General features: G+C 41.8%; 19 protein-coding genes and 1 other RNA gene. 7 read left to right on the forward strand and 13 right to left on the reverse strand.

The annotated features are described in order from the left end of the window. Window positions 1-2: 2 nt before the first annotated feature. From P9989_RS15115 to P9989_RS15135, 5 genes are all read right to left on the reverse strand, one after another. Window positions 3-1,361: an aspartate aminotransferase family protein gene (locus tag P9989_RS15115; RefSeq protein ID WP_283075697.1), complete on the reverse strand. Its 1,359-nt coding sequence runs from the start codon at window positions 1,359-1,361 to the stop codon at window positions 3-5. Window positions 1,362-1,635: 274 nt separating this feature from the next. Continuing rightward, window positions 1,636-2,217: a histidine phosphatase family protein gene (locus P9989_RS15120; protein ID WP_283075698.1), complete on the reverse strand. Its 582-nt coding sequence runs from the start codon at window positions 2,215-2,217 to the stop codon at window positions 1,636-1,638. A gap of 64 nt (window positions 2,218-2,281) precedes the next feature. Beyond that, window positions 2,282-3,976: a dihydroxy-acid dehydratase gene (gene ilvD / locus P9989_RS15125; RefSeq protein ID WP_283075699.1), complete on the reverse strand. Its 1,695-nt coding sequence runs from the start codon at window positions 3,974-3,976 to the stop codon at window positions 2,282-2,284. A gap of 217 nt (window positions 3,977-4,193) precedes the next feature. Then, window positions 4,194-5,687 (reverse strand): glycerol kinase GlpK, encoded by a 1,494-nt coding sequence (gene glpK / locus P9989_RS15130; RefSeq protein ID WP_283075700.1) that lies wholly within the window; start codon window positions 5,685-5,687, stop codon window positions 4,194-4,196. Window positions 5,688-5,728: 41 nt separating this feature from the next. Then, window positions 5,729-6,559 carry an MIP/aquaporin family protein gene (locus tag P9989_RS15135; protein ID WP_283075701.1) on the reverse strand — a complete coding sequence of 277 codons (831 nt, stop codon included), beginning with the start codon at window positions 6,557-6,559 and terminating at the stop codon, window positions 5,729-5,731. 338 nt (window positions 6,560-6,897) lie between these two features. Between P9989_RS15135 and murB the strand changes: the two genes are divergently transcribed. Beyond that, a complete protein-coding gene (gene murB, locus P9989_RS15140; RefSeq protein WP_283075702.1) occupies window positions 6,898-7,818 on the forward strand; it encodes a UDP-N-acetylmuramate dehydrogenase in 921 nt (306 codons plus the stop codon). 40 nt (window positions 7,819-7,858) lie between these two features. Here the strand turns inward: murB and P9989_RS15145 are convergent, their stop codons facing one another. Further along, entirely contained in the window at window positions 7,859-8,695 is an 837-nt protein-coding gene (locus P9989_RS15145) for a manganese catalase (protein WP_283075703.1), read from the reverse strand. 220 nt (window positions 8,696-8,915) lie between these two features. Here P9989_RS15145 and P9989_RS15150 point away from each other — a divergent pair, with 220 nt between their 5' ends. Continuing rightward, the gene (locus P9989_RS15150; RefSeq protein WP_283075704.1) at window positions 8,916-9,275 is read left to right on the forward strand and encodes a DUF2512 family protein; all 360 of its coding nucleotides are present in this window, start codon (window positions 8,916-8,918) and stop codon (window positions 9,273-9,275) included. A 355-nt stretch (window positions 9,276-9,630) separates the two neighbouring features. Here P9989_RS15150 and P9989_RS15155 read toward each other — a convergent pair whose 3' ends face one another. Further along, window positions 9,631-10,425, reverse strand: coding sequence for a DUF2935 domain-containing protein (locus P9989_RS15155; protein WP_283075705.1), 795 nt, complete (start codon window positions 10,423-10,425; stop codon window positions 9,631-9,633). A 378-nt stretch (window positions 10,426-10,803) separates the two neighbouring features. Here P9989_RS15155 and P9989_RS15160 point away from each other — a divergent pair, with 378 nt between their 5' ends. Beyond that, entirely contained in the window at window positions 10,804-12,555 is a 1,752-nt protein-coding gene (locus tag P9989_RS15160; RefSeq protein WP_283075706.1) for an alkaline phosphatase D family protein, read from the forward strand. A 624-nt stretch (window positions 12,556-13,179) separates the two neighbouring features. Here P9989_RS15160 and P9989_RS15165 read toward each other — a convergent pair. The 3 genes from P9989_RS15165 to smpB all read right to left on the reverse strand — a co-directional run bounded on the left by P9989_RS15165 (window position 13,180) and on the right by smpB (window position 15,051). After that, the gene (locus tag P9989_RS15165; protein WP_283075707.1) at window positions 13,180-13,779 is read right to left on the reverse strand and encodes a hypothetical protein; all 600 of its coding nucleotides are present in this window, start codon (window positions 13,777-13,779) and stop codon (window positions 13,180-13,182) included. A 355-nt stretch (window positions 13,780-14,134) separates the two neighbouring features. Continuing rightward, window positions 14,135-14,495: a transfer-messenger RNA gene (ssrA, locus tag P9989_RS15170) on the reverse strand. A gap of 91 nt (window positions 14,496-14,586) precedes the next feature. Next, entirely contained in the window at window positions 14,587-15,051 is a 465-nt protein-coding gene (smpB, locus tag P9989_RS15175) for an SsrA-binding protein SmpB (protein WP_283075708.1), read from the reverse strand. Window positions 15,052-15,162: 111 nt separating this feature from the next. Between smpB and P9989_RS15180 the strand changes: the two genes are divergently transcribed. Next, complete coding sequence (locus P9989_RS15180; protein WP_283075709.1) at window positions 15,163-16,065, forward strand: GNAT family N-acetyltransferase; 903 nt, start codon at window positions 15,163-15,165, stop codon at window positions 16,063-16,065. A 56-nt stretch (window positions 16,066-16,121) separates the two neighbouring features. Here the strand turns inward: P9989_RS15180 and rnr are convergent, their stop codons facing one another. From rnr to secG, 3 genes are all read right to left on the reverse strand, one after another. Beyond that, window positions 16,122-18,410, reverse strand: coding sequence for a ribonuclease R (rnr, locus tag P9989_RS15185; protein ID WP_283075710.1), 2,289 nt, complete (start codon window positions 18,408-18,410; stop codon window positions 16,122-16,124). A 41-nt stretch (window positions 18,411-18,451) separates the two neighbouring features. Beyond that, complete coding sequence (locus P9989_RS15190; protein WP_283075711.1) at window positions 18,452-19,195, reverse strand: alpha/beta hydrolase; 744 nt, start codon at window positions 19,193-19,195, stop codon at window positions 18,452-18,454. A gap of 170 nt (window positions 19,196-19,365) precedes the next feature. Beyond that, on the reverse strand, window positions 19,366-19,599 hold the full coding sequence (secG, locus tag P9989_RS15195; RefSeq protein WP_283075712.1) for a preprotein translocase subunit SecG: 234 nt from the start codon (window positions 19,597-19,599) through the stop codon (window positions 19,366-19,368). Between the two features lie 257 nt (window positions 19,600-19,856). On the opposite strand from secG, the gene P9989_RS15200 reads away from it, so the two are divergent. From P9989_RS15200 to P9989_RS15210, 3 genes are read left to right on the forward strand one after another with little or no spacing between them, the layout of a single operon-like run. Continuing rightward, on the forward strand, window positions 19,857-20,606 hold the full coding sequence (locus P9989_RS15200) for a DeoR/GlpR family DNA-binding transcription regulator (protein WP_283075713.1): 750 nt from the start codon (window positions 19,857-19,859) through the stop codon (window positions 20,604-20,606). Continuing rightward, window positions 20,603-21,544 (forward strand): 1-phosphofructokinase, encoded by a 942-nt coding sequence (gene pfkB / locus P9989_RS15205; protein ID WP_283075714.1) that lies wholly within the window; start codon window positions 20,603-20,605, stop codon window positions 21,542-21,544. The genes P9989_RS15200 and pfkB overlap by 4 nt, the downstream gene beginning before the upstream one ends. Then, window positions 21,531-23,420, forward strand: a complete 1,890-nt coding sequence (locus P9989_RS15210; protein WP_283075715.1) for a PTS fructose transporter subunit IIABC — start codon at window positions 21,531-21,533, stop codon at window positions 23,418-23,420. The genes pfkB and P9989_RS15210 overlap by 14 nt, the downstream gene beginning before the upstream one ends. Window positions 23,421-23,438 lie beyond the last annotated feature (18 nt).

A 23,438-nucleotide genomic window follows, 5' to 3' on the forward strand; every position in this document is an offset into this window, starting at 1 on the left:
GGTTAACCACCTCTCTCTTCTAATCCAGCAAGTATGGATTCTTTTAGGATGTTTGCTACGTCGTCAATTTGATCTTTGGTGATGATCAAAGGGGGTAACAACCGAACAACACTTCCATGCCTGCCACCAACCTCTACAATCAAACCTCGCTCTAAGCAATTTTTCTGAATGGCACTAGCAAGCTCTGGATTAGCAGGAAAACTTCCATCAGAAGAGGGTTTCAATGTTGGATCTACTATTTCAACACCGATCATTAACCCCCTGCCTCTGACATCTCCAAGCTCCGGTATGTCCTTTTGCACTTTCGTCAACAAGCCCATTAATCGATCTCCCATTATTTCAGCGTGAGCGACCAGGTTCTGTTCCTTAATAAATTTAATGGTGGCTGTGCCAGCAGCCATAGCCAATTGGTTTCCTCTAAACGTTCCAATATGAGCTCCAGGCTGCCATTGGTCTAACTTCTTATCATAGATCACGACAGATAATGGCAGGCTGCCCCCTATGGCTTTGGATAAGACTACAACATCAGGGACAATACCGGCATGCTCAAATGCAAAAAATCTGCCAGTACGTCCAATACCTGTTTGAATTTCATCGATGATAAGCGGAATGTTCCTTTCTTCTGTTATTCGCCGCATTTCCTTCAGCCATTCTATATTTGCCGGAATTGATCCGCCTTCTCCTTGAACAACTTCTAAAATCATAGCTGCAGGCGGTAAGATTCCACTTTCAGGATCATCTAACATGTTTTCAATATACTTGCTGCTAATTTGATGACTTTCCTCTCCGCCTATCCCAAAAGGACAGCGATAGGTGTAGGGATAAGGCATAAAGTGTGTGTTTGGTACCAGCCCTTGCACCTTTTCTTTAGGTCCCAAAGTTCCGCTAATTGACATGGTTCCATGTGTAGATCCATGATATCCTCCATGAAAAGATAAAATTGTGCTTTTCCCTGTGGCGGTTTTTACAAGTTTCATTGCCGCTTCGATAGCGTCCCCGCCTGTCGGCCCGCAAAATTGTATTTTAGCTTTTTCGGTAAACTCTTGGGGCAAGGCAGCGTATATTTCATTTATAAACTCTTCTTTTACAGGCGTTGTCAAATCGAGGGTGTGGAGAGGTCTTTGATCTTTGATCACTTGTTCCATCGCCTCCATCACTTTTGGATGATTATGGCCAAGAGCTAATGTCCCTGCACCTGCTAAGCAGTCATAGTATTGTTTCCCATCCATATCTGTCACAAAGATCCCTTGTGCTTTATCGATTGCAATAGGAATTCTACGTGGATAAGAACGGGCATTTGATTCGCGTTGCTCTTGTGTATCTAATAAGGATTGGTTGTTTTTCTCCAGCTGTGTCAGCATAAAAAAACTCCTTTTCTAATTGATAATTATTTTCAATTGATTTGCAAAACAAGCATAATTGATAATGATTATCAATGTCAATGAACCTTGTGTACCACTTCAGTAACAAAGATTGAATTCAAATGTATGAATAATTAGAGATTTTTTCACCCTTACCGCTTTCCTTAAAAAAGAACAAAAAATAAGGGACACGCCTTGTTAAGCGTATCCCTTCAGAAGAAAACTTATCGTTTTCCAAGTTTTAAAATTGAAATCAGACTTAGAGTCTTTCGAACTATTTTACAGTCAAATGTTTGGTGCAATTATAAAGATCACATCTCCACTTTTCCTCTAATTTATTTACTAAAGTAACAGATGTGTTGTCCAGCCTCTCAACCTCTTTAAACCCCTCGTCTAAACCCGAAACAAGGTGTCCAATAAAAGCGCCGTGACTTACAATAAGCACTCGCTTATTTGGATGGTTGATAACCACATCTTTCACAAAGGACTTCCCTCGCTCAAAAATACTAGGCTGCTTTTCTATTCCCAGATCAAGATCACGCCAGTTTACTCCCCACTTCTCTATTCTTTCTTCCTCTATTGTTCCTTCAATCTGCCCGCCTGATGCTTCTCTAATTCTATGATCGATCAAAATCTCTTGAATGGATAATCGTTTGGCTATAATTTCTGCAGTTTGTTTAGCTCGCTTTAAAGGGCTTGAGTAAATGACATCCCATTCTTCATCATCTAAGCGTCCAGCCAACTTATATGCGTCTTGTCTTCCTTCTTGATCCAGTGGAATATCCGAATTTCCCTGTGCCCTTTTCTCTTTATTCCACGGTGTGCTTCCATGCCTAATCAAACCAAGTGTGGTCATGTCAGAACCTCCTCGTCACGAAAGTAATTCCTAAAAAAAGAGCCGCATGGGCTCTTTTATCAGATTAGTCTAAATCATAATCAGTAACGGCGCCTTTTGCGGCCGAAGACACGAGGCGAGCATATTTCGCAAGTACTCCTGTCTTGTGTCGCAGTTCAGGTTGCACCCATTCCTGCTTGCGTTTTTCTAACTCTTCGTCTGTTACGTCAAAATTAATCTGTTGTGTATCACTATCAATCATAATCGTATCGCCTTCTTTAAGTAGACCTACCGGGCCGCCAACGAACGCTTCAGGGGCAACATGTCCAATTACAAACCCGTGCGAACCTCCGGAAAAACGCCCGTCCGTCAATAAGGCCACTTTACCTCCAAGACCTTTCCCTACAATCATGGAAGTAATGGAGAGCATTTCCGGCATTCCAGGCCCGCCTTTTGGACCAACATTTCGGATCACAACCACATCGCCTTCTTTCACTTCGTCTCCCACGATGGCAGTTGTCGCATCCGCCTCACTGTCAAAAACCCGTGCCGGACCTTCGAAGCGGCTGATTTTCTGTCCGGACATTTTGGCTACTGCCCCTTCTGGTGCAAGGTTTCCCTTTAATAAAACAAGAGGACCATTTGGTTTAATAGGCTCATCAAATGGCACGATTACCTGCTGGCCTTCTTTCAACGGCTCCGCTTCTTCAAGATTTTCTGCCACAGTCTTTCCTGTCACAGTTAAGCAGTCACCATGCAGCAACCCTTGTTCGTGCAACAGCTTCATGACTGCAGGTACTCCACCACTTTCATATAAATCCTGCATCACATATTTTCCGCTTGGTTTCATATCAGCAATATGCGGAACCTCCTGGCGAATGCGCTCAAAATCATCGAGAGAGAGATCGACACCAGCTGAATGCGCCATCGCTGTTAAGTGCAGAAACGCGTTCGTTGACCCGCCTAGCGCCATGACGACCGTAACCGCATTTTCAAAAGCTTTCTTTGTCATAATGTCACGAGGATAAATACCTTTTTCAAGCAAACCAACAACCAGTTCACCTGCTTGTTTACACTCTTGTTCCTTATAGTCATTTACCGCTGGAGTAGAAGACGATCCTGGAATACTCATACCCAGCGCTTCTACAGCGGAGGCCATCGTATTGGCCGTGTACATGCCACCACAAGCTCCTGCGCCAGGACAAGCATGACACTCTACCTTATGAAGTTGATCATCATTAATAGTCCCCTCATGGTACTGACCAACCGCTTCAAATGAGGACACGATATCAATATCCTTACCGTTCAACTTACCCGGCTGGATGGTACCTCCATAAACATAGACGGAAGGAATATTCAAGCGGCCAAGCGCCATAAGACAGCCTGGCGTCGTTTTGTCACACCCTCCAATGGCAACAACACCATCTAAACGTTCTGCATTCGTAACCGTCTCAATAGAATCAGCAATGATCTCACGGCTTGGCAGAGAATAATGCATTCCTTCATGACCCATTGCAATTCCGTCAGAGACTGTAATCGTATTAAAAATCATCGGAGCTCCACCATTATCAGCTGCTCCCTGCTTCGCCTCTTTAGCCAAGTCATCAATATGTATATTACAAGGAGTTACCTCACTCCATGTACTGGCAATACCAATCATCGGCTTCTGAAAGTCTTCATCTTTAAAGCCAACCGCACGTAACATCGAACGGTTCGGGACCCTGTTCACACCTTCACTGATCACTTTACTACGAATACGCAAATCCTTTTTCTCAGCCATTGTCTCCATCCTTTCCTGCCTATCTAACAAAATATAATACTTTTCTATTATAACGATGATACAGATTTCAGCGTAAATTCGCAATTAATTTTCTGAAAATATGAAACTTTCCCTCTAATAAAGCGCTTTCTTTATTGTTCCCATCACCTTGATTTTTTTAAAAAAATTCTAACCCAGCCAGTGTAATCCTAGCCGGGTTAGAACACCGTATCCGTGTCTATTTAAATTCCCTGGTGGCAGCTACAGCTTTTTTCCATCCACTGTACAACTGTTCTCGTTTTTTAACTTCCATTGAATCAGCAAATGTATGGTCATTCCGCCACTGTCTCGCAATATCCTCTTTATTCTTCCAATACCCAACAGCCAACCCAGCAAGATAAGCTGCCCCTAGTGCTGTTGTTTCCTGAACAACGGGCCTCTCTACGGGTACACCAAGGATGTCACTCTGAAACTGCATTAAGAAGTCGTTTTTAACCGCACCGCCATCCACACGTAATGTACTTACATCAATTCCTGAGTCAGCTATCATCGCATCAAGAACATCTTTCGTCTGGTAAGCCAGTGATTCTAATGTTGCTCGGATGAAATGGGCCTTGGTAGTTCCTCGGGTTAATCCAAACACGGCACCGCGGGCGTCACTATCCCAGTAGGGTGTTCCTAAACCGACAAAGGCTGGAACGAGGTAAACTCCATCCGTAGAGTCAACTGCTGTCGCAAAGTCCTCGCTTTGCGGCGCATTTTCAATCAATTGCAAGCCGTCACGAAGCCATTGAATAGCCGAACCAGCTACGAAAATACTTCCTTCAAGCGCATACTCGACCTTGCCCTCGACTCCCCACGCCAACGTTGTCAGCAATCCGTGTTTAGAAGTTACTCCTTCCTCACCAGTATTCATTAGCATAAAGCAGCCTGTGCCGTACGTATTTTTAGCCATTCCCTTGTCAAAACACGCCTGACCGAACAAAGCAGCTTGCTGATCTCCAGCAATTCCGGCGATCGGAACCTCATGCCCGAAGAAATGATAATCAACTGTCTTGGCATACACTTCAGAAGATTGTTTGACCTCTGGCAGCATTGCTTTCGGAATGTCCAGAATCTCTAATAACTCCTCATCCCACTCAAGATCATAAATATTAAAAAGTAACGTTCTTGAGGCATTTGAATAGTCTGTTATATGAGTTTTTCCGCCAGACAACTTATAGACGAGCCACGTATCCATCGTTCCAAAAAGCAAATCACCTTTTTCTGCCTTTTCACGGGCACCTTCCACATGGTCCAAAATCCATTTCACTTTCGTCCCTGAAAAGTATGGATCCAGCAACAGCCCTGTTTTTTCTTTAAACAGCTCATTATGTCCTTTTTCCCGCAGTTCTTTACAAATGCCTTCCGTCTGACGGGATTGCCAAACGATCGCCTTATAAATTGGTTTTCCGGTATGTTTATCCCATACGACGGTCGTTTCCCGTTGGTTTGTAATACCGATTCCAGCTATTTGATCAGGCTCAACATCTGCCTTTCTAAGTACCTCAGCCACACAGGCAAGAACCGATGTCCAAATTTCATTCGCGTCATGCTCCACCCAGCCCGGTTTAGGGAAAAATTGCTCAAACTCTTGCTGACCTGTCTCAACAATTTCTCCTTTTTGATTGAATAAAATTGCCCTTGAGCTTGTCGTACCTTGGTCTAGCGATAATATGAATGTTTCACACATTTGAAAACCACCCTCCGATTATAGTATTGAATTAGGTTAATTTAGACTATTTTTTCCTCAAATTTATCTGCAGCGGTTTCATCTTTTTTTAATTCAGATCTCGCCGCACCGACTAGAATGAAAGCCATGATCGCACTTAACACCCAAAATAAAGTGGTAAATTCTCCAAGGAATAATGCCCTGTAGAAGACAGCACCATAGATTCCGCCCAAGACAGGACCTACCACCGGAATCCAAGCATAGCTCCAGTCAGAGCCACCCTTGCCGGGAATTGGCAGCAGGGCATGCGCGATTCTCGGGCCAAGATCACGGGCAGGATTGATCGCATATCCTGTAGCTCCACCTAAGGACATTCCAATCGCCACAATTAAGGCCCCGACAATTAATGGATTCAACCCATCTGTAAACTCATTTGCACCAATAAACATTAATCCCATTAATAGAACGAATGTACCGACTATTTCACTTACTAAGTTGGAAAATGGACTGCGGATAGCCGGGTCAGTGGCAAATACACCAAGTTTCGCTCCCTGGTCTTTTGTCTCCTTCCAGTGTGGTAAATAATTCAAAAAAACAATAACCGCTCCGATAAAAGCACCAAGCATTTGCGCACTAATATATAAAGGAACTTTCGACCAGGGAAATTCTCCAGCTGCAGCAAAGCCCAAGGTGACGGCAGGGTTAATATGGGCTCCGGTAAAATTGCCAACTGCATACACACCCATAGTTACGGCCAGCCCCCAGCCGATCGTTATGACAACCCAGCCGGCTCCCTCTGCTTTTGTACCTTTCAATACAACTCCACCGACTACTCCGCTGCCAAAAATAGCCAAAATCATCGTGCCTAACAATTCAGCAACAAACTCAGACATAAGTTCACTCCTTTTGGTTCGTTAACCTTATTTTGAAGACATAAAAAAGACCCACACTAAAATCCTAGCACTTTCCTCAGGGTAAAGTACTAAAATTAGTGTGAGTCTCCAAATCTCCATCACGTAGTTAACTTGTTACTTACAATTTAAACCATTGTGTAAACGCTGTCAACTGCTTTTACTAAATTAGTTAAGATTGCTTATTTCAGAAAGGATTTGTTTTATGAAGGATTATTTAACGTTCACTGAGATATAATTGTATAAAAATAACTTTGATTATTGCCCATTTTATTATAAACTTCAGTAATGAAGAAAACTTGCAAATAGGAATGGTGTTCATGTTTAATAAACAAAAAACGTACGATAAATTATTAGAGCTTGTAAAAGCAGATAACATAAAGCGGGAAGAAAACTTAAGGAATCACCTCTACACTAAACTTGGCGGCAAAGCTGACTTCTTTATCACCCCCACCACATTTAAGGAAATACAAAAAGTCGTTAAGTTTTCTAATGAAGAGAATATCCCTTTCACGCTGCTTGGCAACGGGTCAAATTTAATCATTAAGGACGGTGGAATCCGTGGAATCGTCATAAACCTTAAACACCTTGATAACATTTCTACAGAGGAAAATACTCTAGTAGCTCAAAGTGGTGCTCGTATTATCGATGCCTCACGGTTTGCCATGGAACAACGCCTATCAGGCCTTGAATTCGCCTGCGGAATACCTGGAACGGTCGGAGGAGCTCTCTACATGAATGCAGGGGCTTACGGTGGTGAAATTAAGGATGTTCTCGACTACGCTTACGTAGTAGATCGGAATGGAGATATCGTGAAGCGGCTGGCTACGGAATTAGATCTGGACTATCGTACCAGTAACATACCTGACAATGGTGACATTGTCATCGAGGCAACTTTTAACCTAAAACCGGCGAACTATGAAGACATTAAGACTGTGGTTGACGACCTTACTTATAAACGTGAATCCAAGCAACCATTAGAATACCCTTCTTGCGGCAGTGTCTTTAAGCGCCCACCTGGATACTTTGCAGGCAAACTTATTCAGGACAGTAAGCTTCAGGGAACGAACATTGGTGGAGCTGAAGTTTCTACGAAGCATGCCGGGTTTATCGTCAACAAAAATAATGCAACAACGACAGATTATATCTCTTTGATCGAACATGTACAAAAAACAGTCAAAGATAAATTTGGCGTCGACTTGGAAAGAGAAGTAAGAATTATTGGTGAGGATAAGGATTAGAAGTAAGCTGCGTATCCAATGGATGCGCAGCTTTTTCTATCTAGTAAGAAGGCGGAGTATCATAAACATCTTTAGGAGCAGGAGACAACTTTGCCTTATCCCCGTACGGAACAGGCTGATGGACATAATTAAATTGTCCTCTTCCATCTGGGGCAACCCCTTGAGCCCACGGACCGTCCGCATCTGCGTTCCCCCTAGACGTATTATAAAAATCATAGGATACTGCCTGTAACTCTTTTTCGCGTGGGAAAGTTGTAGGGACAACAACATCCTGAGCTTGCTGCTCGAGCTCATTAATGGCTTCTATCCACTGGTTCTGATGGGCTGTATCACGGGCTAAAAGAAAGCTTAATGTATCTTTAACCAAAGGATCATCTGATATAGTATAAAGACGGGCTACTTGAAGACGTCCTTGTGACTCTGCATTTAAATTAGCTCTAAAATCAGCAAGCAGGTTACCGCTAGAAATAATGTAATCTGCGGTCCAGCGATTTCCTACACTGTCAGAAGGCATTGCTCCTAGACCTGAAACGATGGCATGCTGCGGATTCATTCCTCCAAGTACAGCCGCCACTGCCGGGTCAGTCTTATAGGCATTTTCCTGCGCTTCCAGGGCTTCCAGCGAAGTACCATCAAGTAAGCGGGCGATTAACGTAGATAAGATCTCCACATGAGCAATTTCCTCCGTCCCAATATCCAATAGTAAGTCACGATACTTTTTATTGGCTCGGACATTAAAACCTTGCATTAGGTATTGCATCATAACCGATATCTCTCCCCACTGGCCTCCGAGCACCTCTTGAAGTTTTTTCGCATATTCCGGATCTGGACGGGAAACTTTCGCCTCGTATTGTAACTCCTTTACATGGTAAAACATTCAATCCTCTCCTCATATAGGGTACAATTCTTACCATATGCGAGAGGAAAGAATAGGTGTTTGTCTAATTATCTTTAAACTGGGCTTCAGCTCAAACAAATGGCCTTATCCATCTTACTATTCATTACTGAAATCAGGACTTTCTTCTTAAAGAATATGTATAAGAAGCTGCCTCTCAAAAAATAATACTCAGTGACACATCAATAAAGGAGCAGATACTATGACAAGTTTATTGGTAAAAATTGTTACCCTCCCCATCGTACTCATTTTAGCTATGTACTTTTTAGAAAGTGTAGATTATGGCTCCATTTGGCAGCCTATCATGGTCGCCATTGTGCTTACAGCCATCGGGTTAGTTATGGAATACATGTTCCTAAATGACGAAAACGCGTTATGGAAAAGCACACTTCTGGATTTTGTAACGTCGATTATTATTATTTGGGGGTTTTCTAATATCTTTACTGGTGCTGAGGTTACCTTCACAGGAGCCCTCATTACGTCCCTGGTTATAGGAGTGTGTGAGTATTTCCTTCACAAACACCTTATCGGCACGCGAAAGACCGCGAAGGTACCTGCCTAATTTAAAAATACCGAAGCAAATGCAGCTTCGGTATTTTTTGATGCTTGAATTGGTAAAACTTCTGCTAGTTCTCCGTGGGAAAGCAGGTTACATTAAAAATTGAGCTCCTGATCGTCCGTGCACATTTCACATACATCATAAATGTCGTATGTTTTTTCAGGTAAATTGTCCTCATCCACCTGTTGAATTCTGCCGCATACCTCACAAATCCTTTGATTCTTTGCCAATTCCTATCACCTTCCCCACATGATTACTTATATTAATCTTTTCCTTTAATGGGATAATTATGCAAAAGAAAAGAGGACACTTCACGCAAATGCATGAAGTGTCCCCTTCTTTATCTTCACCTATAATATTAGGTTTGTAATCGAGGTTTAGTTGGATCACAATTTGGCTGCTGAAGCTCCGTTGATTCTGAGAGCTTGATCAGATAATAGCATTCTTCCCTCATCATATGGTCAGCCATCAGCGGGGCAAATGTCCCTAATGCCTCCTTACTTAACTCTAACTCCTCGATCTCATTTAGGAAATTACTGAAGAGCTTCATTTCAAGGGAAACATTATGATTAAATCTTTCAAGGGCTGGGAATGTAGAAAGATTTGTTCTTAAAAACCCTGTCATTTCAACGGCTTTCAGATAAAAATCTTCAAAATCCTTCGTAAAATCGTCACTTTTTGCTTTAATTTTCTTTTCGATTCGATCCATATTATCTGAGATGGCTCCTGCATGGCCTGCAGCATCTAACAGCCATAGCAAATGATGATGAAGTTCATGAAAGACAGGCGGTACTTCTCCTTTTTTCAAATATGTCAAAATGCGTAAATACTCTTCCAATTCATTCACCATATGATTGATGAAAGTTGGACCCAATCCTATCTTAATCTTTCCAAACAGATGTTGCTCAATAATATGAAGCTTAAATTCCCTTAGCCTCTTTCCCGATTCGTCAGCTTGTTTGCTTAATTCTATCAAATCTCCTTCTGGAACTCTTGCCAAAAGGTGATCAAATACTTGAATAAAATGGTTAGCCATTTCGATTTCTTCTTTTTCTTCTGGTGCGAGTGAGTCATGGATAAAACGAGCGTGATCCCCTAATACTTGCAGCCAAAACCCATGTTCGAATTTAGCGGTTTGTTGAAAGTCTGCCATCAGCGTCCTCTCCCCTTTTATTCCATAATAGTAACAGCATATCTAAGCTTTTAAACAAATATGACAAACACCGAGGGGGATCTATGCCGTATTACTCCATTCATAAATGAATAATATTTTATTTTCTTTAATACCAGATAAAGAAAAACATGACACACAGACTGAGAGGAACGAATCAATCAGCCGAGTACAAATAATCAATTCAACCCAAATTGGGAAAATAAGTTAATTAAGTTGTTCTCATGTTCCATGAGGTATGATCTATATGAGGTAAATGCTGTCCGCTACAATTTACAACAATTAACAACAAATTAATAAACAAGCTCTATAATAAGACATGATTCAAATAATGTGGTATTAGAGAGGAGAAAAGATGACATGTCACAAAAAAGATCAATGGATCAGTGGATCGAACAATTAAATCAGGAAAGCTTAAAGAAAAACTTTGACCGACGAGATTTTCTGCAAGGAGCCGGAAAAATTGCCGGTCTTTCTCTCGGACTCGTTATCGCTCAATCAATGGGAGAATTAAAGGTGGATGCGTCCGCGAAATTCAGCAGCTATCCGTTTTCACTTGGGGTTGCTTCTGGAGACCCTTTATCTGACAGTGTCGTTCTTTGGACAAGGCTCGCTCCAGAACCCCTCAACGGTGGAGGAGCACCCAAGCACAACATTCCTGTAAAGTGGGAGTTAGCTAAGGATGAACACTTCCGTCACATTGTTCAGCGCGGAACGGAAGTGGCCAGACCAGAACTGGCTCATTCTGTACATGTTGAAGTAGAAAAGCTTCAGCCAGATACAGTATATTTCTATCGATTTAGAGCAGGTCATGAACTCAGTCCAGTTGGCAGAACGAAAACAATACCTGCGGAAGGTGCCAGTGTAGCCAGCCTTACCTTTGCCTTTGCTTCTTGTCAGCAATACGAGCACGGCTACTATACCGCTTACAAACATATGGCAAAAGAAGACCTTGACCTTGTCTTCCATTTAGGGGATTACATATATGAATATGGTCCAAATGAGTATATATCAGGTTCAGGGAATGTCAGAGACCATAGTGGGCCGGAAATTAAATCACTAGAAGATTATCGAAATCGCCATGCACAATATCGAACTGATCAAGATCTGCAATCAGCCCACGCTGCTTTTCCGTGGGTTGTAACCTGGGATGACCATGAAGTGGAGAACAACTATGCAGATATGATTCCGGAAAAAGGTCAGTCTGTTGAGGAATTTGTTAAACGACGTGTCGCTGCTTACCAGGCCTATTATGAGCACATGCCACTAAGAAAGTCTTCGATGCCACATGGTGTGGATATGCAATTATACCGCCAATTTTCTTATGGTGACTTAGCCAAATTCTTCGTCCTGGATACACGCCAATACCGTTCTAACCAGGCAAATGGAGATACTAGCTCACCTCAAACACCTGAATCTCTTGATCCTTCACGTACCCTTCTTGGAGAAAAACAGGAGGACTGGCTGCTTCACAACCTGGGTCAATCACACTCTAAATGGAACGTCATGGCCCAGCAAATTTTCTTCTCTCAGCGAAACTACGGTCCAAGTCCGGACCAGCCAATGTTCAGCATGGATGGCTGGGATGGATATACACCTGCCCGTCAACGGATTACCGATTTCGTTAAAAGCAAAAATATGAATAATTTAATCGTCTTAACAGGAGATGTACATGCAAACTGGGCATCCAACTTGATTGCTGATTTTAATGACCCCAATTCCCGTGTTTATGGAGCAGAATTTGTGGGGACTTCTATAACATCAGGCGGAAACGGTTCAGATAAGCGAGCAGATACTGAGCGAATTTTAACCCTAAATGAACACATTCAATTTTTTAACGATTTCCGTGGGTATGTTCGCTGCCAAGTAACTCCAGAACAATGGAAAGCAGACTACCGTGTTCTCCCTTATGTGACACAGCCTGGAGCAGATATTTCTACAAGGGCATCTCTTGTTTATGAAAAAGATCAAACGGGATTGAAAGAAGTATCTGAACATGTTGTTCCACAAGGGAAAAACATCTCTAATGAAGTGGAAGAAGATCGTCATAAAGCACATGGCCGCGCTCATAAAAAGCAAATTAAGAAAAAGAAGGATAAGCTTCCTAACTAATGTTTAATGAAAAGAATCAGGAAGAAAGCAGGGGGTATCTTCCCCCTGCTTTCTCTTTTTGAGTGGTGAGTAAAAGGAGGAGACGAAATCTAAAATAGTACATTCACAATTACTATTGATACTAAACAAGTACTATACATGTACAAAGCATTCTTTATATTGCCTTTAGATACATCCTTTGAATTAAATACTTTAGAATATTTGTAAGTCAGCAAGGTCAAAACTAGCATTGAAACGAATAAAAGCTTCATTTTTCCCCTCCTAACAACACCAGGTAGTTGATTGTAATTAATTCTTAGTAAAACTAAGAGCTCTCCTTGCTATTCTTTGTTAACTTATCCATCTTATTTTCCAATCGCTTCGATCTTTTATTTAGTTTTCTGAAGTTAACGAATAAGAATACTATAGCTACAGGAATAGATATGAGCACCAAAAACAATACAATTTGAACAATTATATCCCCTGTATTTAAGCTGCCACTTTGTGCCGCCGTAAATAAATACAAAAATTATTCCTCCTCAAATAGATACTTAAAAAACAAATCATAAAAAAACCCAACCACTCTGCATTTTAGCAAAGATTGGGCTTTTCTTGTTTCTAACTTCACGTGTAAGGTTAATGTCTTCAACTTTCAGAGTCTAGCTTTTCTAAACTGGAATCATTTTCAACAATGTCTAAAGTAAAATTAGTATATAACTTTCCTTGTTTAATGATATTTACGTCCCATTCCCCTTTTTCAGGCAGAGTTATTTTGGTGGTTGCAAAGGCAACGGGATTCTTTGAAACCGTTTCAGCCCCGTTCGTCTCCAATGGGATAAGTCCACTTTTTCCTGTTTCTGGCGTTTTAACGGGACCTTGCAGCTCTTTTATTTCTATATCTTTAACTGTAACTTGTTTATTGGTTTCTGTGTTTGTTGCCTTGATCTTTAGGTCTTGGCTGATAAAATCTTTTCCTTTACCCCAGAAGTAGATGTATAGGTCAGTTGGTTCTTTTAATGTAACAGGAACATTCAACAATCCAAATTCATTGGGCACTCCGATAAATTCGTGTCCGTACAAAATTCCACCCTTTTTTTCATTAACCAGAAACTCAGAAGGGGGAGTAGTGATTGTTGCGGATTTTCCATCATGATTAACTTGTGTGTTTACTAATGGAAGATTACTCAGTATTGAACAACCGCTCAAAAAGATTAAAATAACAACCAGTGTAACTCTTTTTTCCATTGGGACCTCCCGTTAAAGTTAATGTAGAAAATCTATTTCCAGCATTAAAATCTCTTCCTGCCCAAAATAATGACTACCACAAGGTAACTACATCCCTTATTTTATCCGATTTGACGATTTTTAATAGAAAAAAGTTTCAGTTTCACTACACAATATAATCTGGCCTGTTGCCTTTTAAAACTTTTAGGGCAATCCTCCTAACCGAATTCCATCTCCCCCTTATCGTTGGGCAATACCCTTCCCATACTTGAAGAGAGAACTTTTTCGAAAATACATTAAAAAAGCATAAAATTGCCAAATTGACAACTTTATGCTTTACATTATATTTATTGTATTCAGCCACCAAACTATGTATTGGTGGAGACGGTGGGAGTCGAACCCACGTCCGGAGATATCGGCACTCGGGCTTCTACAAGCGTAGTTGATATATTATCTTTCACTGTCCCTTCAGCCTATCAACGGGCTTCCGAGCAGCTAGCCTGATTAGTCTCTTCGTTTTTCCTCAGGCGGTGGAAAAACGCGTAGCCCGCTTCAGTTTGAGACCCTTCATCTAGCACACGGGCGATGCCAGGAAGGATCAGCTATAGACTACTTACGCAGCTACAGCTAGGTTATCGTTAGATTCGCCAGTTATTATAGGCAAATGACGTTTTACGAGTCGTCGCTCGACTTGCAACCCAAGCTCGACCTATCCCCGTCGAATCCGTAACGTCCCCGTTAGGATTAAGGATAGAGCATCAAGCTCTTTATTCACTTTTTGTTTGCGACATAAATAATTATAGCACATTTGCACTAAAAATCAAGCATCTACTTTAAACTGTCCTTAATAGCCCGGTCGATTTCACGATTGACCTGCTTACGTTTAAGATCCTCTCGCTTATCATATTTCTTCTTCCCTTTTCCTAGGCCAATCAGTACCTTGGCTACCCCATTTTTTATATAAATCTTTAGAGGAACAAGTGAATATCCCTTTTGCTGGGTTTGGCCAATAAGCTGGTTGATTTGTTTCCGATGAAGCAGAAGTTTACGGCTTCTAGTAGGATCATGGTTAAAAATATTGCCCTGTTCATACGGGGAGATATGAAGATTATGCAAATAAACTTCTCCGTTACGAATACGTGCGAAACTATCTTTCAAGTTTACACGACTTGCCCGAATTGACTTAATTTCTGTCCCTTGTAAGACAATACCCGCTTCATAGGTTTCTTCTATAAAAAAGTCATGGCGCGCTTTTTTATTTTGCGCGATTGTCTTTCCATTTCCTCTTGGCATAGCGATTTCCTCCTCTAATACGTGAATTTAATTGTACCAAATATCTGATGCATATCCAATTTGAATCTTACGAAGAAGCCTTCCTATAGACACTTTTAATGAGGTTATGAGATGATACTTTCACAAAAGTTAACAAAAGGAGCTACTACATTGAACTCTCAGGTCATGCCTATCAAAAAGCTATCGCTTAATGATTTTCATGCTGTTAAGCAAATGAATACAGGGATCGATGATGATTATGTAATTCGCATTTTCGACCGGCTAATTAGTTCCAGAACCCAGGAGCTGTTCGGACTGTTTCACGAAGGAGAGTTAGTTTCCATTGGGGGTTACAGCCTTTTCGGGAACAACCAGTATGCCATGATTGGACGGTTAAGAAGCAACCTTAAACTCCGCTCAAAAGGGTATTCTACTGCTTTGCTCACTCAATTAATTAAGGAACTAAGACAGAAGCCCGACGTTAAATGGATTGGAGCCAACACTCATGTTTCAAACGACCCTACCCGCAGAGTGCTGGAAAAGATCGGCATGCAGCCAGGCCTGGTCAGTCATTACCTGACCTTGACGGCACCCGAAAAATTAAATGGTTATACGCCAGGGGCAGTCTGGAAGGAAGTTTTCAATACAAGGGAAAAGCTCTCGTACTTACTCAACTTGTCAGATAATGCTCTCGGGTTGTTTCCTTATGAATGCTATTATCCCTTACCGTACGACCAAGTATTTTTTACGGAAAACTACTTAGAAGAAGCTTGTATGTATGTAAACCCCGATAAAACAAGGTTTGTATTGATTAAAAATGACCAAAAGAAATACCGCTACGCACATGTGAAGTATTTCTGGAACGATCATTATCAACAGCCTGGTTTTTTCGAGACCATTCTTGATCATTGGAATAAGAATGATGATAACTACGGATCCTGGATTGACTTTTCTGTTGAAGGGTTTAAACAAATTGCCGATGTAAGCCCCTATGAAGTCCAGGATCCGTGGATCCTTTATGATGTTTGGACTTAATCATTAACGGAGCGCGCGGGCGGCTTGCCGCGCGCTTCGCCTTTATAAAGGGCGATCTATTTCTTTTTCTTTCGTCCCTTTTTAGCAACTCCTTTATTACGGTAAAAAGGTTTATTTCCTTTTTGTTTTTTCTTTTTCTTGTTTTTTTTCTGCTCAGGAGCTTTAGATTGAATTTGAGTTGGACGAGATTTACGTTCCCGTTGCTTTCGTGGCTTCATCCCAACTACTTCAAAATCAACCACTCTTTCATCTAAGTTTACATTGACAACTTTAATGGTTATCTCATCACCAATCCTGAACATATTGCCTGTCCGTTCACCGATCATGGCAAACTGTTTTTCCTGAAAATTATAGTAATCATCTGTCAGGGTGCTCACATGAACAAGCCCTTCTACCGTGTTAGGCAGCTCTACAAATAGGCCAAAACTCGTGACTGAACTAATAACACCTTCATACTCTTCGCCGATCTTATCTTCCATATACTCCGCTTTTTTCAAATCATCTGTTTCGCGCTCAGCATCAACAGCAGCCCGCTCCATCTCAGAGGAATGTTTAGCGATTTCAGGAAGCTGGTCTTTCCAATGCTTCCGCGTTTTATAATCCAATTGATCTTCCACCAGATAGGTCCGGATTAACCGATGTACGATCAAATCAGGATACCTCCGAATCGGTGAGGTGAAATGGGTGTAAAATTCTGTTGAGAGACCGAAGTGACCAAGACTCTGCGGATCATATTTCGCTTGCTGCATGGAACGAAGCATCAGCTTCGAAATAATCATTTCCTCTTGTGTCTCTTTTACTTCCTCGAGCACTTTTTGCAAGGCTTGCGGGTGAATATTATCCGCTGATCCTTTAACTGCAAAACCTAAATTAGCTACAAATTCAAAGAAGTTTTGTAATTTTGATTCATCCGGGTCCTCGTGTACACGGTGAATGAATGGCACTTCCATCCAATGAAAATGTTCAGCCACAGTCTCGTTGGCAGCGAGCATGAACTCTTCGATCAGACGTTCAGCTACGGAACGTTCACGGATTTTAACGTCCACAGCTTTGCCTTCTTCATCAACGATGACACCAGCTTCCTTAAAGTCAAAATCAATCGCACCGCGGCCAAAACGCTTCTTACGTAAAATTGCCGCCAGTCCTTCCATTTCACGAAACATCGGCACAAGATCTTTATACTTCTCAATGAGTTCTTCATCATTGTCCTCTAGTATGGAGTTGACATCTCGATAAGTCATTCGTTCGTTCGTTTTAATGACACTTTGAAAAATTTCATGCCCGACTACGTCGCCACGGTTATTGATTTCCATCTCACACGATAATGTTAAGCGATCGACCTGGGGATTAAGCGAACAAATCCCATTTGATAATCGATGGGGGATCATGGGAATCACGCGGTCAACTAAGTAGACACTCGTCGCCCGTTCCCGAGCTTCCTTATCAATTGGAGAATTCTCTTCAACATAATAGGATACATCAGCAATATGGACACCCAATTTATAATGTCCATTGTCAAGTCTTTTTACAGTTACCGCATCATCTAAATCCTTGGCATCCGCTCCATCAATCGTTACGATCGTCTCATCCCGAAGATCGCGACGGTTACTGAATTCACCCTCCGAAATTTGATCAGGTGTCTGCCCTGCCTGCTCGAGAACTTCCTCTGGAAATTCGGTCTTGATTCCGTGCTTATGAATAATTGAAATAATATCGATCCCGGGATCGTTTTTATGCCCCAGTATCTCCACCACTTCACCTTCTGCACTCATCCGCTCTTCGGGAAACTTAGTAATTGAGACAATGACTTTGTGACCCTCTATCGCCCCGTTTGTTTGGCCTTTAGGTATGAATATATCATTGGGAATCCGTTTATCATCGGCAACAACAAATCCAAAGTTGCGGCTAGATTCAAACGTTCCGACCACCCTTGTGGTAGCACGCTCCACAATCCGGATAACCGTCCCTTCCGGCCGCTGGCCATTCTCATCCCGCTTTTCAATACGGACGAGTACCGTGTCATTGTTCATAGCCGAATGTAAATCAGAATGATGAATATAAACATCATCCTTACTATCATCCTCAGGGAGCAGGAACGCAAAACCCTTGGCATGCATTTGGATCCTGCCTCGGATTAAATTCATCTTCTCAGGCAGCCCGAAGCGGTTTTTCCTCGTCCGAACAAGTTCCCCCTGTTCTTCTAACTGGTTAAGAGCTTTCATAAGGTCCTTAAACTCGTCTGATCCCTCAAGCTCTAACGCCTCTTCAAGTTCACTCACCGACAAAGGTTTAGTTGCTTTTTCGTTAAAGTATTCTTGTACTTTTTGTGTTAACTCATTGTTCATATTAATCTTACCTCCTTTAAGCAAAGGACAAGACTCTGATCCTAAGACCAATCAAGGGATTCAAGAAACGCGAGGATGTCCTCATGGAGCTGTTCTTTTTCTTTATCCATTGTGATCACATGGCCAGAGTTTTTGTACCATTTGATATCCTTTTGATCGGACTCTAATTGCTCATAAATATAATTAGCACTTTCTGTATTAATCATCTCATCTTCTTCAGCTTGTACGATAAAAGCCGGTGTGTAGATTTGATCGACTTCATCATGGACTCTTGTGATAAATTGTCCAAGCTGTTTAAACATATCTTCTGATTCATCTAATAATTGCTGAACTTCCGCTTCAATTGTATCCTTGTCTTTTCCCTCTAATTGTTTGTATTGCTTCGCTTTAAACTGGAAACCCTGGGTCAGCTGTGTTTCATTATCAAAGAACATGGGTGCACACATTGTCACAATACCCTTAATAGGCTCTGAGTATGCAAGTTTCAGCCCAAGAACTCCTCCCAGTGACAGACCGGCCACTGCAATTTGTGAATACCCTAATTCGCGTAAGTGGGTTAATGCATCCTTAACATCTGTCCACCATTGCTCTGGAGTCACATCAATCAGCGCCTCTAATTCTTGTCCGTGGCCACGGTAAATAGGTGCATGACTCGTATACCCATGCTTTTGTAGAAATCGTCCAAGCATCCGTACATCAGCAGAATGACCCGTAAATCCATGGAGTAATAATACCGCACGATCTCCCGCTTCAAATGTAAATGGTTCTGGTTGTTTTATTTTCATATTCGTTTGCTCTCCTTACTTCAACTATTTCCTTAAATGAAAAGTTTCATTCTTGATTTGCAATGTTTCTATCTTACCAAATTCAGTCACAAATCACATCAGATTAATTATCCCATTCAAAAAGCCGTGCTTTTTTACATAAGCACGGCTTTTCATACATTTATTTAAGTCTATCCTAATACGTAAGCTGCCAAAAAAGAAAGGACAAAGAATAAGACGCCGGTTACGACAGTAGCACGATGAAGAACGGCATCGATTCCGCGTGCTTTCTGTTTGCCAAACAATTGTTCAGCTCCTCCAGAAATAGCACCAGATAACCCGGCACTTTTCCCAGATTGTAATAGCACAAGAACAATTAAGGCAACCGTATCAATCGCTAATAGAGTAATTGCAAGTGTTTCCATGATGTGCCAACACCTCCTAAAGACGAACAAGTAACTATTTTTAAATGTAGCATAAAAGCCCTTGATCAGCAAGAAAATAAAGATGATTAAAGGATATTACAAGAATATTTTCGGAAAGTTAAACATAGTTGCAATAGTCTTTGATCGTTTTTGACATAATTTTGATTGATGATGATTATAATTGGTTGTTTATGATTGATTTTTGTAAAGGCTTACCTTAAAATATAGTTAAAAGGATTGAGAAGGGAGGGAATTGATTGTTAACACCTGAACGACATCAATTAATTCTTGAATTAATTCAAGAACATCATACCGTTACAATCAAGCAGCTTGTAGAGCATACAACATCCTCTGAATCGACTATCAGACGTGATTTGGATCAATTAGAGCAGTTAGGGAAGCTTAAACGGGTACATGGCGGTGCCTCGTTAAGACAAGCTGCAAGCGAAGAACCAACACTACGAGAAAAAACAACCAAAAACCATCAGGAAAAGGTTTCAATTGCAGCCATGGCTGCCTCTATGGTCCGAAATGGTGAGTGTATTTTTATTGATGCCGGGTCCACAACCTACGAAATGATCCCCCATTTATCGGATAAAAACATTACTGTCGTTACTAATGGATTGAATCACCTTAATGCCCTTACCAGCCATTCAATTCCTACCTATGTTCTTGGAGGCTTCGTTAAGCAGCGGACTAGAGCAGTAGTTGGGACCATGGCTTTAAAAAATTTAGAGCAATATCGATATGACCAATGTTTTCTTGGAGTAAATGGTCTCACCCTGGAAGATGGTTTTACTACTCCTGATCCTGAGGAGGCAGCCATTAAACGAACAGCGCTATCTCTTTCCCAAAAGCGATTTGTTCTGGCTGACCACTCTAAGTTTGAGGAAGTCGCATTTTCACAAATTGCTGATTTGAGGGAAGCAAGCATCATTACAAATTACCAGGGTGCTTTATCCGCTTCTTATAAGGAAAAAACTAGCCTAAAGGTTGTGACACCATGATTTATACCTGTACATTAAATCCTTCGATTGACTATATCATGCACGTCGATCAAATCCAGCTCGGTGAGTTGAACCGCGCAGATAAAACGTTATATTACCCCGGAGGGAAAGGGATTAACGTCTCCCGAGTGATGGCAAGACTATCCGTTCAAAACACGGCACTTGGCTACCTTGGGAAATTTACCGGAAAGTTCATCACAGACTTTCTAGACGGGGAAAATGTCCAGCACCATTTTGTTGACACAGGGCAATATACAAGGATTAACGTCAAGCTAAAAGGTGATCAGGAATCCGAAATTAACGGTCCTGGTCCAGAGATAGATTCCATCCAGCTGGGTGAATTACTGGCAAAATTTAAAGAGTTGAACAAAAACGATATTCTCGTTCTGGCAGGGAGTGTGCCCTCCTCTCTCCCGAAAGATTTTTATTCCCAAATATCCGAGATCTGCGAAATGAATGGAGTGTTACTTGCAGTAGACACTTCTGGGGAAGCATTGAAACAACTGGTTGGGAAAGATTTATTTTTATTAAAACCAAATGATTATGAGCTTGGAACCTTGTTTAACACAACTATCGAAACGAAAGAACAAGCTGCTTATTATGCAAAAATGCTTGTACAGCAGGGAACGAGACACGTCATCGTTTCCATGGGCGGCAAAGGGGCTGTTTATGTAAATGAACATGAGCAGTTGTATGCGACCGTTCCTCAAGGAACCGTTAAAAATTCTGTAGGAGCTGGTGATTCGGTTGTTGCTGGATTTATCTCTGCCCTATCTTTAAACAAGGAAATGAAAGAAGCCTTTAGATATGGAGTAGCAGCTGGTAGCGCCACAGCTTTCCAGGATGACTTATGCCATCATTCAGACGTGGAGAAGTTATTAAACCAAGTAACCATTACCCCACTTCATAAGGAGGGAAAAACAAATGAAAATTACTGATCTTTTAACGACGAAAACGATTATTTTGAATATGAGCGCTGCTTCAAAGCCTGAAGCTATTGATGAGCTAATCGGTAAGCTGGATAAAGCAGGTAAGCTTTCTGACCGGGATGAGTACAAGAAGGCTATTGAAGCACGTGAACAGCAGAGTACTACAGGTATTGGAGAAGGTATTGCTATCCCCCATGCCAAAACTTCCGCAGTTGCTGAACCAGCTATTGCCTTTGGACGCTCACAGGAAGGTCTTGATTATGAATCCTTAGACGGACAGCCGACCAATCTCTTTTTTATGATCGCTGCCTCTGAAGGAGCGAATCAAACCCATTTAGAAACACTATCTCGTTTATCATCGTTTTTAATGGATAAGGAATTCCGAGCTAAGCTTGAGACAGCCAAAACTGAAAGTGATGTAATTGAAGCGATTAACGCGAAAGAGGCAGAGGAAGATGAGGAGGAAGAATTATCTTCTCCTGAAGGGAAAATCCTTGCTATCACTGCTTGCCCTACTGGGATCGCTCATACGTACATGGCTGCAGATAAACTTAAAGATACGGCCAAAGAAATGGGAATCAACATTAAAGTCCAGACTAACGGCTCAAGTGGTGTAAAAAACCGACTGACTGAAGAGGACATCTCCGCGGCTGACGCGATCATCGTTGCGGCTGATACTAAAGTGGATATGAGCGGTTTTAATGGAAAGCCAGTTATTGAAGTTCCGGTTGCAAAAGCCATCCATGAACCGGAAGACTTACTCAATAAAGCCGTCAATAAAGATGCTCCTGTCTATCAGGAGGATGGGAACAGTTCAGACTCGTCGTCCGGTGACAAAAATCAGCGAACTGGATTTTATAAGCACCTTATGAATGGGGTCTCAAACATGCTTCCATTCGTTGTCGGTGGTGGTATTCTGATTGCGATCTCTTTCTTCTTCGGGATTAACGCGGCTAACCCCGACAGTGATCAATACAACCGCTTTGCTGAAATGCTAAGTATCATTGGCGGCGGCAATGCTATGTTCCTGCTCGTACCTGTTTTAGCAGGGTTTATAGCCTCCAGTATCGCAGATCGCCCTGGATTTGCCCCAGGTATGGTCGGTGGTTTAATTGCGATCACTTCAGGTACAGATGGAACAGGCTCTGGATTTCTTGGTGGTTTAATTGCTGGTTTCTTAGCAGGTTATCTAACCGTTGGGATTAAAAAAGTGCTGGCTGGATTACCAAATGTACTGGATGGACTTAAAACTGTTCTCTTCTATCCCGTGTTATCTATTTTTGGAACAGGGATGATTATGTTACTCATTAACCCTCCTCTCACTAGCATTTATACAGGTTTACTCAGCTGGCTTGAGGGGTTAAGCGGTGCGAACATCGCCCTTGTCGGACTGATTTTAGGCGGAATGATGGCCGTAGATATGGGTGGACCTATCAATAAAGCAGCTTATACCTTCGGGTTAGCTACACTTCAAGCCGGAAATTATGAATTTATTGCTATTGTCATGGCTGGAGGAATGGTTCCTCCATTAGCAATGGCGATTTCAACGACGCTTTTCAAAAATAAATATTCCGATCAAGAACGGGAAACAGGGAAAACAGCCTATGCTCTTGGTGCCTTTTTCATTACTGAAGGAGCGATTCCATTCGCTGCTGCCGATCCAGGCAGAGTCATTCCGTCCATGGTTGTTGGCTCTGCATTAACAGGCATGCTGACAGCATTATTCAGTATCCACCTTACAGCCCCTCACGGAGGAATCGTTGTAATCGGATTAGTTCAAGGCGGCCTAACTAAAGCGATGCTCTACATCCTGGCTATTCTCATCGGCTCAATTGTGGCTGCAATTATAGTAGGATTCTTGAAAAAAGACCTGCGAAAGGCTTAAAATAGTATAGTTAGGGTA

Source organism: Halobacillus naozhouensis, assembly GCF_029714185.1.
Classification (GTDB): domain Bacteria; phylum Bacillota; class Bacilli; order Bacillales; family Halobacillaceae; genus Halobacillus_A; species Halobacillus_A naozhouensis.

What these genes read in the sequence shown, in the direction of transcription:
- P9989_RS15115 (WP_283075697.1), bottom strand. Translation starts at nt 1,361, where the DNA reads ATGCTGACACAGCTGGAGAAAAACAACCAATCCTTATTAGATACACAA.
- P9989_RS15120 (WP_283075698.1), bottom strand. Translation starts at nt 2,217, where the DNA reads ATGACCACACTTGGTTTGATTAGGCATGGAAGCACACCGTGGAATAAA.
- ilvD (WP_283075699.1), bottom strand. Translation starts at nt 3,976, where the DNA reads ATGGCTGAGAAAAAGGATTTGCGTATTCGTAGTAAAGTGATCAGTGAA.
- glpK (WP_283075700.1), bottom strand. Translation starts at nt 5,687, where the DNA reads ATGTGTGAAACATTCATATTATCGCTAGACCAAGGTACGACAAGCTCA.
- P9989_RS15135 (WP_283075701.1), bottom strand. Translation starts at nt 6,559, where the DNA reads ATGTCTGAGTTTGTTGCTGAATTGTTAGGCACGATGATTTTGGCTATT.
- murB (WP_283075702.1), top strand. Translation starts at nt 6,898, where the DNA reads ATGTTTAATAAACAAAAAACGTACGATAAATTATTAGAGCTTGTAAAA.
- P9989_RS15145 (WP_283075703.1), bottom strand. Translation starts at nt 8,695, where the DNA reads ATGTTTTACCATGTAAAGGAGTTACAATACGAGGCGAAAGTTTCCCGT.
- P9989_RS15150 (WP_283075704.1), top strand. Translation starts at nt 8,916, where the DNA reads ATGACAAGTTTATTGGTAAAAATTGTTACCCTCCCCATCGTACTCATT.
- P9989_RS15155 (WP_283075705.1), bottom strand. Translation starts at nt 10,425, where the DNA reads ATGGCAGACTTTCAACAAACCGCTAAATTCGAACATGGGTTTTGGCTG.
- P9989_RS15160 (WP_283075706.1), top strand. Translation starts at nt 10,804, where the DNA reads ATGTCACAAAAAAGATCAATGGATCAGTGGATCGAACAATTAAATCAG.
- P9989_RS15165 (WP_283075707.1), bottom strand. Translation starts at nt 13,779, where the DNA reads ATGGAAAAAAGAGTTACACTGGTTGTTATTTTAATCTTTTTGAGCGGT.
- smpB (WP_283075708.1), bottom strand. Translation starts at nt 15,051, where the DNA reads ATGCCAAGAGGAAATGGAAAGACAATCGCGCAAAATAAAAAAGCGCGC.
- P9989_RS15180 (WP_283075709.1), top strand. Translation starts at nt 15,163, where the DNA reads ATGATACTTTCACAAAAGTTAACAAAAGGAGCTACTACATTGAACTCT.
- rnr (WP_283075710.1), bottom strand. Translation starts at nt 18,410, where the DNA reads ATGAACAATGAGTTAACACAAAAAGTACAAGAATACTTTAACGAAAAA.
- P9989_RS15190 (WP_283075711.1), bottom strand. Translation starts at nt 19,195, where the DNA reads ATGAAAATAAAACAACCAGAACCATTTACATTTGAAGCGGGAGATCGT.
- secG (WP_283075712.1), bottom strand. Translation starts at nt 19,599, where the DNA reads ATGGAAACACTTGCAATTACTCTATTAGCGATTGATACGGTTGCCTTA.
- pfkB (WP_283075714.1), top strand. Translation starts at nt 20,603, where the DNA reads ATGATTTATACCTGTACATTAAATCCTTCGATTGACTATATCATGCAC.
- P9989_RS15210 (WP_283075715.1), top strand. Translation starts at nt 21,531, where the DNA reads ATGAAAATTACTGATCTTTTAACGACGAAAACGATTATTTTGAATATG.